Annotated in this window: 14 protein-coding genes and 1 tRNA gene; 10 read left to right on the forward strand and 5 right to left on the reverse strand. The window is 64.2% G+C overall.

Annotated elements, in window-relative coordinates; all coding sequences use genetic code 11:
* On the reverse strand, window positions 1-519 hold a 519-nt coding region (locus FXB41_RS27635), incomplete at its 3' end, for an SDR family NAD(P)-dependent oxidoreductase (protein WP_219683988.1).
* Between the two features lie 201 nt (window positions 520-720).
* On the opposite strand from FXB41_RS27635, the gene FXB41_RS27640 reads away from it, so the two are divergent.
* From FXB41_RS27640 to FXB41_RS27660, 5 genes are all read left to right on the forward strand, one after another.
* Window positions 721-1,896, forward strand: a complete 1,176-nt coding sequence (locus FXB41_RS27640; protein ID WP_219683989.1) for a zinc-dependent alcohol dehydrogenase — start codon at window positions 721-723, stop codon at window positions 1,894-1,896.
* 12 nt (window positions 1,897-1,908) lie between these two features.
* Window positions 1,909-2,451 carry a hypothetical protein gene (locus tag FXB41_RS27645; RefSeq protein ID WP_219683990.1) on the forward strand — a complete coding sequence of 181 codons (543 nt, stop codon included), beginning with the start codon at window positions 1,909-1,911 and terminating at the stop codon, window positions 2,449-2,451.
* Window positions 2,452-2,491: 40 nt separating this feature from the next.
* Window positions 2,492-4,096: an alpha-amylase family glycosyl hydrolase gene (locus FXB41_RS27650; protein ID WP_219683991.1), complete on the forward strand. Its 1,605-nt coding sequence runs from the start codon at window positions 2,492-2,494 to the stop codon at window positions 4,094-4,096.
* A 145-nt stretch (window positions 4,097-4,241) separates the two neighbouring features.
* Window positions 4,242-4,421, forward strand: coding sequence for a CsbD family protein (locus FXB41_RS27655; protein WP_007603181.1), 180 nt, complete (start codon window positions 4,242-4,244; stop codon window positions 4,419-4,421).
* Window positions 4,418-5,578, forward strand: a complete 1,161-nt coding sequence (locus FXB41_RS27660; RefSeq protein ID WP_219683992.1) for a DUF305 domain-containing protein — start codon at window positions 4,418-4,420, stop codon at window positions 5,576-5,578. Before FXB41_RS27655 ends, FXB41_RS27660 begins: the two co-directional genes overlap by 4 nt.
* Window positions 5,579-5,590: 12 nt before the next feature.
* Here FXB41_RS27660 and FXB41_RS27665 read toward each other — a convergent pair whose 3' ends face one another.
* Entirely contained in the window at window positions 5,591-6,199 is a 609-nt protein-coding gene (locus FXB41_RS27665) for a cysteine hydrolase family protein (RefSeq protein ID WP_219683993.1), read from the reverse strand.
* A 257-nt stretch (window positions 6,200-6,456) separates the two neighbouring features.
* Between FXB41_RS27665 and FXB41_RS27670 the strand changes: the two genes are divergently transcribed.
* Together FXB41_RS27670 and FXB41_RS27675 are read left to right on the forward strand one after the other, a co-directional pair.
* Window positions 6,457-7,086 carry a DUF1326 domain-containing protein gene (locus FXB41_RS27670; protein WP_007603175.1) on the forward strand — a complete coding sequence of 210 codons (630 nt, stop codon included), beginning with the start codon at window positions 6,457-6,459 and terminating at the stop codon, window positions 7,084-7,086.
* Window positions 7,087-7,150: 64 nt separating this feature from the next.
* The gene (locus tag FXB41_RS27675) at window positions 7,151-7,972 is read left to right on the forward strand and encodes a DUF2182 domain-containing protein (protein WP_219684117.1); all 822 of its coding nucleotides are present in this window, start codon (window positions 7,151-7,153) and stop codon (window positions 7,970-7,972) included.
* A 153-nt stretch (window positions 7,973-8,125) separates the two neighbouring features.
* On the opposite strand, the gene FXB41_RS27680 is transcribed toward FXB41_RS27675, so the two are convergent.
* Together FXB41_RS27680 and FXB41_RS27685 are read right to left on the reverse strand one after the other, a co-directional pair.
* A tRNA-Leu gene (locus tag FXB41_RS27680) sits at window positions 8,126-8,210 on the reverse strand.
* Window positions 8,211-8,395: 185 nt separating this feature from the next.
* Window positions 8,396-8,638, reverse strand: a complete 243-nt coding sequence (locus tag FXB41_RS27685) for a FliM/FliN family flagellar motor switch protein (RefSeq protein ID WP_007603171.1) — start codon at window positions 8,636-8,638, stop codon at window positions 8,396-8,398.
* Between the two features lie 80 nt (window positions 8,639-8,718).
* Here FXB41_RS27685 and lipB point away from each other — a divergent pair, with 80 nt between their 5' ends.
* Together lipB and FXB41_RS27695 are read left to right on the forward strand one after the other, a co-directional pair.
* The gene (gene lipB / locus FXB41_RS27690; protein WP_219683994.1) at window positions 8,719-9,468 is read left to right on the forward strand and encodes a lipoyl(octanoyl) transferase LipB; all 750 of its coding nucleotides are present in this window, start codon (window positions 8,719-8,721) and stop codon (window positions 9,466-9,468) included.
* Between the two features lie 184 nt (window positions 9,469-9,652).
* Window positions 9,653-10,366 (forward strand): DNA helicase, encoded by a 714-nt coding sequence (locus FXB41_RS27695; RefSeq protein ID WP_219684119.1) that lies wholly within the window; start codon window positions 9,653-9,655, stop codon window positions 10,364-10,366.
* 58 nt (window positions 10,367-10,424) lie between these two features.
* Here the strand turns inward: FXB41_RS27695 and FXB41_RS27700 are convergent, their stop codons facing one another.
* Entirely contained in the window at window positions 10,425-10,847 is a 423-nt protein-coding gene (locus FXB41_RS27700) for a tautomerase family protein (protein WP_219683995.1), read from the reverse strand.
* Window positions 10,848-10,959: 112 nt separating this feature from the next.
* Between FXB41_RS27700 and FXB41_RS27705 the strand changes: the two genes are divergently transcribed.
* Window positions 10,960-11,814, forward strand: coding sequence for a LysR family transcriptional regulator (locus tag FXB41_RS27705; RefSeq protein ID WP_219683996.1), 855 nt, complete (start codon window positions 10,960-10,962; stop codon window positions 11,812-11,814).
* The last annotated feature ends 1 nt before the right edge of the window (window position 11,815 follow it).

Below are 11,815 nucleotides of genomic sequence, written 5' to 3' on the forward strand. Positions count from 1 at the left end.
GACGCCGCTGTCGCGCAGCTCCTCGCGGAGCGCAAAAGAGAATGAATCGAGAAACGCCTTGCTGGCGTTGTAGACCGCCTGAAAACTGCCCGGCGTGAATCCGGCAACCGAGCCGGTGATCAGGATACGGCCCGAATTGCGGCGGAGCATCTCGTTGCCGGCGCGATGGATCAGATACAGCGTGCCGGTGATGTTGGTGTCGACGACGTGCTTGATCCTGGCAAAATCCTGATCGAGGAATGCCTTGCCGAGGCCGACGCCGGCATTGGCCAGCAGCGCGTCGATCGGCCGGTCGCCGACCGCGGCGCAGAGCTTGTCGACGCCGTCGGTGGTAGCGAGATCTGCCTCGACTGGCTCGACGCTGGCGCCGAGCCTGCGGAGATCGACGGCCACCCTCTCGATCTCGGGCTCATCCGCCGCGATGACAAGGTTGAAACCTGCCTGGGCACAGCATCTTGCGAGTTCCAGGCCGATGCCGGTGGAGGCGCCGGTGACGACGGCAAGTTGATTGGCGGGCATGAGCGTATCCTTCTCGTATTCTCGCGATGACGTTGATGACGCTCCAATGGCTGCAACCGCCTCTCGTTCCTATCCAGGCCAAACCTCCCGCCGAAGCAAACCTCCCGCCGAAGACTGTGCGGTGCGAAGATTTTCCACGTGCGATAGCAACCATCGTTCGTTGTTCGACTTGGATGCCTCGTAGCTCGCGGGAGGACAGAGATGAAGGCGCTGGTTTGGCACGGCAAGGAAGACATTCGCTGCGACACCGTCACCGATCCTGAGATTCAGGATCCGCGTGATGCCATCATCAAAGTCACGAGCTGCGCCATCTGCGGCTCGGACCTGCACCTCTTTCACAATTACATTCCGGGCATGCTGCCCGGCGACATCATGGGCCACGAGACCATGGGCGAAGTGGTCGAGGTCGGCTCCGGCGTCGACGGCAAGCTGAAGAAGGGCGACCGCGTCGTCGTTCCCTTCACCATCATTTGCGGCGAATGCGACCAGTGCAAGCGCGGCAATTTCTCGGTCTGCGAAACCACCAATCGCAAGAGTCATCTCGCGGAAAAGGCGTTTGGTCATTCGGGCGCCGGCCTGTTCGGCTATACGCATCTGACCGGCGGCTATCCGGGCGGTCAGGCCGAATATCTGCGCGTGCCGTTCGCCGATGCCACCCATATCAAGGTGCCCGCCGGCATTCCCGACGAGCAGCTGCTGTTTCTCAGCGACATCTTCCCGACCGGCTGGCAGGCAGCCGTGCAATGCGACATCGAGCCGACCGACACGGTCGCGATCTGGGGCTGCGGGCCCGTGGGACAGATGGCGATCCGCAGCGCCATCCTGCTCGGCGCCAACCAGGTGATCGCGATCGACTGCCTGCCCGAGCGGCTCAGCATGGCCGAAGCCGGCGGCGCCACCACCATCAACTTCGAAAACGAAAGCGTCCTGGAGCGGCTCGAGGAGCTCACCGACGGCAGAGGCCCCGAGAAGTGTATTGATTGCGTCGGGATGGAGTCGCATGTGATGGCCTCCCTGCCCGACACGCTGCTCGACCGCGCCAAGCAGATGGTGATGGTGGAGAGCGACCGGCCGCATGTTCTTCGCGAGATGATCTATGTGTGCCGGCCCGGCGGCATCATTTCGGTGCCGGGCGTGTACAGCGGATTCTCCGACATGCTTCCGATGGGCGCCTTCATGAACAAGGGCCTGACGATGCGCACCGGCCAGACTCACGTCAACCGCTGGACCGACGACCTGCTCCATCGCATCGAGGAAGGCCAGATCGATCCGTCCTTCGTCATCACCCACACCGTCCCGCTCAGCCAAGGCCCCGAGATGTATCAGGTGTTTCGCGACAAGCGCGACTCCTGCGTCAAGGTCGTGCTGAAGCCCTGAGGAGCAATATCCATGTTCCATTTCTCCAACATCGTTCGCACCAAGGGCGACCCCAAGATCGTCGCCGGCGGCCCGAGCCTGAAGCGGACCGAAGACCAGCTCGCGCGTGCGCTCGGCTGGTTCAGCATTGGCCTCGGCGTCGTCGAATTCTTCGCGCCGCGGCGCGTCACGGAAACGCTGGGCATGGAAGGCCATGAGACGCTGGTCCGCGCCTTCGGCGTGCGCGAGATCCTTGCCGGGATCATGTCGCTCTCCGTCGACAAGAACGCCGGCTTGTGGGCCCGCGTCGGCGGTGACGGCCTCGATGCCGCCGCGCTGCTCTCGGGGCTGACCGCGGACAATCCCAAAAAGGGCAATATCGCGCTGGCGCTGCTGATGGTCGGCGGCATCGCGATGCTCGACTACCGCGCCGCGCAAGACACCAAGCCGCGGCGGCCACCGCGCGATGCGGGGCGCAAGCTGTATCCGAACCGCAGCGGCTATCCCAAGGGCATCGAGGGCGCCCGAACCGCTGCCAAGCAGATCGCAGCGCACGCCACGGCGGGGCGGACCTGACGAAGCACGACGAGGTGATGCAAGACAGTGATGCAAGGCAATGAGCGAGGCGTCCCGTAACGAAGGTGCGTGGTGGGAATCCGCCGTCATCTACGAAATCGCACTGATCTCGTTCCAGGACTCGGACGGTGACGGCAAGGGCGACCTTGCCGGCCTGACATCGCGCATCGACTATCTGAAATGGCTCGGCGTCGACGCGGTGTGGCTGACGCCGATCTCCAAGAGCCCGTTCCGCGACCTCGGCTACGACATCTCGGACTACTGCTCCATCGACCCTGCGTTCGGCAGCCTCGATGCGTTCGACCGCCTGCTCAAGGCCCTGCACGCGGCGGAGATCCGCCTGATTCTCGATCTCGTGCCCAACCATACCGCGAACGATCACGCGTGGTTCGTCGAGAGCAGCAGCTCACGGAACAGCGCGAAGGCCGATTGGTACATCTGGGCCGACGCGGCCGAGAATGGCGGCCCGCCCAACAATTGGCTGAGCCGCTTCGGCGGCAGCGGTTGGGAATGGTGCGAGGCGCGACGGCAATATTACTACCATTCCTTCCTGGTCGAGCAGCCCGATCTGAACTGGCGCAACCCGCAGCTGCGCGCCGCGATCGCCGATGTCATGCGCTTCTGGCTCGATCGCGGCGTCGACGGCTTCCGCGTCGACGCCAGCGCGGTCCTGATCAAGGACGCGCTGCTGCGCGACAATCCGCATAACCCGCGAGCGAAAGGCAAGCCGCCGCCGCAGCGCCAGACGCCCGTCTTTACCGACGATCGCCCGGAGACGATGGATTGCATCGAATTCATCCGCGAGGTGATCGACGGGTATCCGGGACGAATGTTGTGCGGCGAAGTCCAGGGCAAGACCGACCGCATCGGCCACTTCTACGGCAACGACCGACCGCGCCTGCATCTACCGCTCAATTTCGCGCTGCTGGACTCGCAATGGGACGCGCTGTCCCTGCAAGCAACGATCGACGCGTATTTCAACGCTATCCCGGATCATGCATGGCCGGTCTGGGTGATCGGTGGCCACGACAAGCAGCGAATCGCGAGCACGATCGGCGACGCGCAAATGCGCGTGCTGGCGATGCTGTTGATGACACTGCGGGGAACGCCGTTCTTCTTCATGGGCGACGAGATCGGCCGCAAGCGCGTTCCCATTCCGCCCGACCGCGTCCACGATCCCTTCGAGAAGCTCGTGCCGGGGTATGGCCTTTGCCGCGATCCCGAACGCGCGCCGATGCGATGGGATGACAGCAGCAACGGCGGCTTTACAACCGGCGATCCATGGCTGCCGCTCGAGCCGCCCGACGGCGCGGCCAACGTGGCCACGCAGCAGCGCGACCCAAGTTCGATCCTGGCGCTGTTTCGCGCGCTGATGACGCTGCGGCGCGAGCACGCGTGCCTGCGCCACGGCGGCTACGAGCCACTACGCGCGCAGAACGACGTTCTGGCCTACAGGCGGACGCATGGCGGCAACGACATTCTGGTTGCGCTCAACATCGCCGCCGAGCCGCGGAAATGGCACTGGCAAGGTCGCGGCCGTCTGCTGATATCCACGCATCTCGACCTGCCGTCCGAGCCGTTGCCGGACGCCTCCATCCTGCTCCGCGGCAATGAAGGCGTGATCATTGCACTCGACGCACGATGACGGCCGAGGAACCATCAGCGAGTCAGAGAGTCTCATTCAACGCTTCCGACGTCCCCCCTGCCGGAGGCCGAACAGACGAAACCGCGGCCCTGGCGCTCATCCCCCTTCAAGCGCCGGGGTGGCGGCGTGAGCCTGGAGGCAGACCATGAGCAAGACCAAGGGCCTCGGTCAGCGGATCGCTGGCAAGGCGAAACAGGCCGTCGGCGAGATCGTCGGCGATCAGGATCTCCATGAGGAAGGCAAGGAGCAAGCGGAGCGCGGCCGGGACGAACAGAGCAAGCCGAGCGAGCTCAATCCGTTGAAGAAACTCAATCAGCTGACGTGAACGCCGCCGCGCCGTCGACCATTTCCAATTCAATTCGCACCGGTGATAAAGGCGCCTCACGGCGACGCTCGCGCTGGGTCGCCGCTGCCGAACTCGGCCTGATCAGCAGCACCTTCTCGACCATCGTCAGCCAGCTCTTCGCCGCGCGCATCGGACGCGATGCCGCCGTCGACTGGATGACGGTGGCCGCCATCCCCGCACGCGATTGGGCGATCAGCGCGGAGCCGTCGTGGAGCGCGATCCTTGCCGGGATCGCCTTCCACCAATGGGCCGACTTCTCCTGGGCGCTGGTGTTCTTCGGTGTGCTCGGGCGCTGGACCGCCGACCTGCGGCCGCTCACGATCCTGCTGCTCGCGCTGCCCTGGGCCGTGTTCTCGTCAAGCATGGAATGGTTCGTGCTGGTGCCGCTGTTTCCGTTCTGGCAGCCGCTGTTCACGCTGCAGCAGCCCTACTGGATCGGCCTGCTCGTCCACAGCTCCTCGGCGGTGATGTACCCCCTGTTCGCCCGGTTGCGCTGGAGACGAGGCGCGGCACCCGCGCGCGATGTTCGCTTCACCAACGCCTGGATCACCGGCGCGCTGGCTTTGATCGCACTGCTCGGCGCGGCCGCGTTGTTCGGCAGCCATGGTTACGAGCCGCCGTGGATGGGCCGCGACAGGGACGCCGACCAGACTTACATCCGTCACATGACCGCGCATCACGCCCAGGGCATCGCGCTGGCGCGGATTGCCGCAGAGCGCGCACAGGACCCGCATCTGCGAAAGCTGGCGATGCTGATGGTCGCAAGCCAGACCGGCGAGAACCGGATTTTCGAAACGTGGTGGCTGAGCTGGTTCGACACCGAGATGCCCGATTGCAGCTCGGACGAACGTGCCGCCATGCCGGGCTTCCTGACACAGGCCGAGATGCGGCAGGTCAAGGCCGCGCCGGCGGACCGATTCGACACGCTGTTCGTCGAAACGATGAGCAAGCATCACGCAGGCGCAGTCAAGATGGCCGACCAGATGTGGCATAGCGGCGGCGATCTGCGCCTGCGTGTGATGGCCCACGCCATCCGCCACGAGCAGCAGGGCGAGATCGCGCTGATGCACGGCGCCAGCGGCATTGCCGCCGTCGCCACCGCCTTCCACAACATGCTCGGCGACAATGTCAATTGAGCGGATCGTCCCCTACTCCCGCCAGAACTCCGCCAATTCCTCGGCGGTCATCAGATCGACCTGGCCGTGAAAGCGGGTGCGGTACATCGTCATGAGCGCATCATGGCCGACGTCGGACGAGCTGCACAGCGCATCCTCGATGATGACGACCCGAAAGCCGAGATCGACGGCGCTCAGGACCGTCGAGAGCACGCAGACGTCAGTCTCTGCGCCCGTGATCACGACTGTGCCGACGTTCTTCTCGACGAGCAGGCTCGCGAGGCCGGGATTGCTGAATGCCGAATAGGCCGGCTTGTCGATGACGACAGCCGGCGGAACGAAGCCGCTCAGGGCCGGCACGAGTTCGAGACCGGATGGCGGCAGATGTTTGCGGGTCGCTTCGCGCCAGCGACGAAAATAGCGCTGCCACTGTCCGGGCCGATCTTCCGGGTCCTCGGGCGTGATGAATCGCGTGAAGATCGTTCTGGCCTGATGGCGCGAAACGATCGAGGCGATCGTCGGCAAGACCCTCGCCATCCATGGCGTCTCCCAGAGACCGCCAGGAGCGAAAATGTTCTGCATGTCGATGCACAAGTGAACGGCGTCGCTGATGTCGGTCACTTCCGACGCGCTGTCTCTCATCGTCTTTCACCATCAGGAACATGGCCGCGCGCCGGGAGCCGGCATTTCCGCAGCGAGCTCACCGACTGCAATGCGATTCCGACGGCCATCGTTCCCCGGTCATCCGCGCCGGAGGAAGTGCTTGCCGACGCGGACCAATCCAGAGAAGCCCGGCGTCGGTGGAATCGGCTTGCGCCGCTTCCCAACCAAGCGTAATTTTCAACTCTACGTAGCTCATTCGAAAGCATCTATCGGGTTCGGCCAAGCGGGAGACAGCAGTGGCGGATGTCCCATGGCACCTTTCCGGTGACTATTTCGAGAATTGCAGTTGCAGCATCGTGTGTCCCTGCCTGGTGTCGGCGGCGCCCCCGTTGACCGCGCGACCGACTGAGGGCTTCTGCAACGTACCGCTGATCTTCCACATCGAGACCGGCCGCTATGGCGATATCGCGCTCGATGAGCTGAATGTGCTCGTCATCCTCCACGCACCTGGGGTGATGGCGGACGGAGACTGGTCGGTCGCCGCCTATATCGATCAGCGCGCCAACGATGACCAGACCGAGGCCTTGGCTGCAATCTTCACCGGCGGCGCCGGTGGTCCCATGGCTGCGTTCGCGCCGCTGATCAGCAAGAACCTCGGGGTGCGCAAGGTCCCGATCACGTTCCGGATCGACGGCAAGACGCGGTCCGCGGAAATCCCCGGCATCCTGCACATGTCGGTCAATCCGCTACCGACCATGCATCCGAGCGGCGAGATGTGGACGAACATCGGCCATCCGGTCAGCCCCGACGCAATGGTGATGGCCGTTGGCGCCGCCGGCAATACCTTCAGCGATCATGGCATGCGCTGGGATAATTCCGGCAGAAACGGCCTCTATGCGCCGATCCGCTGGTCGAACCAGGTGTGATGCAACTCCCGATACCGGCCTGCATCGGCGGCCGGCGACATCGATCGCACAACATCGATCGCAAATGACGGACAGCCCCATGGAAGCCGTGCTGCGGCGCGATCGCTGGATCGTCGGCGGCGCGATCGGCGTCATTGTCGCGCTGGCATGGAGCTATGTGCTCTGGCTCGCCAACGACATGGACATGGGCGGCATGGACATGACCGAGTTCCGGATGATCCCGGCCGGGACCGGAATCATGCTGCCGGCCAACGCGCCGTGGCGAACGATCGAGTTCGCCTATGTGTTCCTGATGTGGGCGGTGATGATGATCGGAATGATGGCTCCCTCGGCCGCGCCCATGATCCTGATGTACGCCCGCGTAGGCCGACAGGGCAAAGCGCAAGGCAAGCCATTCGCCGCGACCGGCTGGTTTGCCGCCGGTTATCTTTTCGCCTGGTGCGGCTTTTCGCTGGCAGCCACCTTGCTCCAATGGGCGATCGAGCGGGCCGCCCTGCTGAATTCCCGGATGGCGATCGCGAGCAACGTGCTTGGCGCCATCGTGCTGATCGCGGCGGGCATCTATCAATGGACGCGGCTCAAAGACGTCTGTCTCGCCCAATGCCAGTCGCCGTTTCTATTCCTGATGCGCCACGGCGGCTTTCGCAGCGAGCTGCGAGGATGCGTGCTGCTGGGCTTTCGGCATGGAGGTTATTGTGTCGTCTGCTGCTGGGTTTTGATGGCGCTGTTGTTCGTGGGCGGCGTGATGAACGTACTCTGGATCGCGCTTTTATCGTTGCTTGTACTTTTGGAGAAAGTCACGCCGGTCGGACGCTGGATTGCACGCGCTGCCGGCATCGCCTGTGTGGCCGCGGGCACGTGGCTCCTGCTGACCTTGCCGCAGTGATGACGGGTCGCGAACGAGGACCGCGCCGACGGAGCGAACCCTCGGCCGGGAGATCAAAAATCGGAGACTTCTGGAGGCCCCATGCCAGGGTTCGTAGTGCGAACCTGGCGGGCACTGAAGATCGCGAAAAGATCCCTCGCGTGTCTGTTTGCTTGGTGCGCTCGGAGGGACTCGAACCCCCACGATTTTACTCACTGCCACCTCAAGGCAGCGCGTCTACCAATTCCGCCACGAGCGCTTTTGGGGATGCCGGCTTGAGGCTTGAAGGCCAACCGGATCAACGGCGCCGATCTAACAAATCCGCCAGAGGGGTACAAGCCTCCAAAGGCCCTGAATTCCACAAGCTTGGCAGGAAAGTTCCGGCTCCTTGCGCCGGGATCGGCCTTTTCCGCCTGCTCGGGCCGCTACTGCGTGCCCAGGCCGCTACCGCGTGCCCGGGATACGTGGCAGCATCTGCTTGACCTCGACCGCGATGCGGTTGCGGTCGACCAGCACGACGCCGGAGGCGACCGGCAGATTATTGGCCAAAACCTTGACCTCGTCGGCCTCGGTTGCGTCCAGCTCGATGATGGCGCCGCGGGAAAGACGTAATACCTGATGGATCGGCATGGTGGTCGTCCCGAGGACGACCATGAGATCCACGGTGACTTTGTCGAGAGTAGGCACTTCAGGACCACCGCAACTTGGGACTAGGACTAGGGACTTGGAATTTGCGCCTGCGATCATCACCTGGTTATGGTTAGCCAATGGTTAATTCACCTCGAAACCCCCTCCAAAACCAGCGTCAAGAGCTCGATTTGACGTCGTTTTCCGCCTCCTCCGGCGAGCCCGTGGAGTGGCGGATTTCGGACGCGCCCGTGCCCTATCCGGAGGCCGTGGCTGACATGGAGGCGCGCGTCACGGCGATCGCGGCCGGTGAAGCCCCGGAGCTGGTCTGGCTGCTGGAGCACCCCCCGCTCTACACCTCCGGCACCTCGGGCAAGGCCACCGACCTGCTCGATGCCCGATTCCCGACCTTTGCCACCGGGCGCGGCGGTCAGCTCACCTATCACGGGCCCGGCCAGCGCGTGGCCTATGTCATGCTCGACCTGAAGCGCCGGCGCCCGGACGTCCGGGCCTATGTCGCGAGCCTGGAGGAGCTGATTCTGCGGACACTCGCCGCCTTCAACATCCGTGGCGAGCGGCGCGAGGACCGGGTCGGTGTCTGGGTGAAGCGGCCCGACAAGGGACCCGAGCACGAGGACAAGATCGCGGCCATCGGCGTCCGGCTGAAGCGCTGGGTCTCGTTTCATGGCATCGCCATCAATGTCGAGCCGGAGCTGTCGCATTTCGCCGGCATCGTGCCCTGCGGCGTCGCCGATCCCCGCTACGGCGTCACCTCGCTGGTCGATCTCGGCCAGCTCGTGACGATGGCCGATGTCGACGTCGCGCTCCGGCAGGCCTTCGAGGAGCTGTTCGGGCCGACCCGGGCGCTTGTGCCGGAAGCGGCGGCCTAACTTCTGGTCTCTCTCATTCTCCGCAAACCCGGAATCAGCTACGCTCGATTCCGGTGTCGCCCACGCCTCCCCCCTCCGCCGGGAAAGTACATTTCATACCGGGCGAATTGATCATCGGACCGACTGTTCGAGCGCCAGGCATAAGGAGGGGTTGCGTTTCAGCTCGCAATGGGAGGTTTTAGCGATGAGACTGTCTGCACCCATCTATCATCTGAAGCGAAGAGCGAAGCGCCTGTCCCGCGGGGAAGGCATTCCGCTGCACGATGCGCTCGACCGCATCGCCGTGACGGAAGGGTTTTCCGCCTGGAGCATCCTGGCGGCGAAAGCGGCCGCAGCGACGCCCGCCAACCGGCTTTTCCTGCAATTCCAACCGGGTGACCTGGTGCTGGTCGGCGCGCGCCCTGGCCAGGGCAAGACCCTGATGAGCCTCGCGCTTGCCGTGGAGGCGATGCGGTCGGGCCACCGCGCCGCGTTCTTCTCGCTCGAATACACCGAGAAAGACGTTCTGGATCGTTTTCGGGTGATCGGCGCGGACCCAGCGCAATTCGAAAAACTCTTCGAGGTCGATTGCTCCGACGTCATCAGTGCCGACTACGTCGTCAAGCAGATGGCCGCAGCACCGCGCGGCACGGTCGTGGTGATCGACTATCTGCAACTGCTCGACCAGCGGCGGGAAAATCCCGACCTCACCGTTCAGGTGCGCGCGTTGAAAGCATTCGCGCGCGACAAGGGATTGATCGTTGTCTTCATCTCGCAGATCGACCGTTCCTATGATCCCTCGCTCAAGCCCTGCCCTGACCTGGACGATGTCAGGCTGCCGAACCCGCTCGACGTGAAGCTGTTCGACAAGACCTGTTTCCTGAACAAGGACGAAGTTCAGTTTCGCATAGCGAGCTGACGATCCCTGGCAGCCGGTTGAGGCCGCGGGTGCGGTTGTTCACCCGCGGCCTCGCTCCTCATGCCTTCTCCGGCGAGACCTCGAGCTTGCCGGCGATGTAGCGCCGCTCCTGGGTCAGGCCGCCAAAGCCATAGGCGTCGCCCTTGACCTCGTCGACATGCAGATAGGTCTCGTGATGCAGCGGGCCCAGGATCCCGGCCATGTGCTGGAACATCGCGGCGAGATAGGCGGCCTTCTCGTCCTTGGTGTTGGTGCCTTCGCTGACGTGGATGTCGATCCAGTAGCTCGCGAGCTTTTGCTCCGCGAGCGACTTGCCGCCGGCGAACCAGTCGCCCGCCTCCACCGACTTCACGATGATGGCGGTGACCTCAGGATCCTTGTGCAGGATTTTGGCGGTGAGCTCGGACACGGCGCTCGCGATGTCGGCCTTCAGGGAGGGCGACTGGCGGGAGGTGGTGTAGGACACGGTGATCAGCGGCATGGTCGTTCTCCTCGGATGTCGCGCAGGTGTTGCGCGGCGTTGGGGAGAAGCTAGACCCGCCATCGACATTTTGGTATCTTATCTCTGTTGATACCAGTGATAAGATATCATAATGACAGCAACGCTCGATATCGCCACCGTCCAGGCCTTCCTGCTGGTCGGCGACCTCCAGAGTTTTACGCGGACCGCCGAAGCGCTTGGCACGACTCAGGCGGCCGTCAGCCTCAAGCTGCAGCGGCTGGAGACACTGCTGGGAAAACGTCTCGTCGAGCGCTCGCCACGCGCGGTCCGGCTCACGGCAGACGGCGCGACGTTCCTCGATCGCGCCCGCGCGCTGATCGCGGCGCATGATCGCGCGCTATCGGGCGAGGCCTCAGTCGCGCAGTCGCTCTCGCTCGGCATCTCCGACCATGCTGCGGGGCCGGAGCTGGTACCGCTGCTTGAACGCCTGCATGCGATGTCGTCGAACCTCACGCTCGCCGTCACCATCGGCTTCTCGCGCGAGATGCAGGAGGCCTATGATGCTGGCCAACTGGATGCGGTGATCGTGCGCCAGGAAGGCAGCCGACGCGGCGGAGAGAAGCTGGCCGAGGACGAATTCGGCTGGTTCGCATCGAGACGCTTCACCGTGCCCAAGGGGCAGCCTTTGCCGCTCGCGACGCTCGCTCCGCCCTGCGGGGTCCGCGCCATCGCCGTACGCGCGCTCGACAAGGCCGGCCTCGCCTGGCGCGAGCGTTTTGTCGGCGGCGGCGTCACGGCAGTGGTCGCGGCCGCACTTGCCGGACTTGCAATCGCACCGCTGGCGCGGCGGATCGCCCCTCCCGGATTGGTCGATGTCGGCCTCGCCAACAAGCTGCCAAAACTCGGCAGCTCGAAGGTGATGCTCCATTCGAAGGTCAGCGATCCCGCCAAGCTCGCGGCATTGCGCGCGGTGGCGGCGACGTTTCGGAGCGTGGCGGCGGTCTGAC

Origin of the sequence: Bradyrhizobium canariense (assembly GCF_019402665.1) — a bacterium.
GTDB classification, from domain to species: domain Bacteria; phylum Pseudomonadota; class Alphaproteobacteria; order Rhizobiales; family Xanthobacteraceae; genus Bradyrhizobium; species Bradyrhizobium canariense.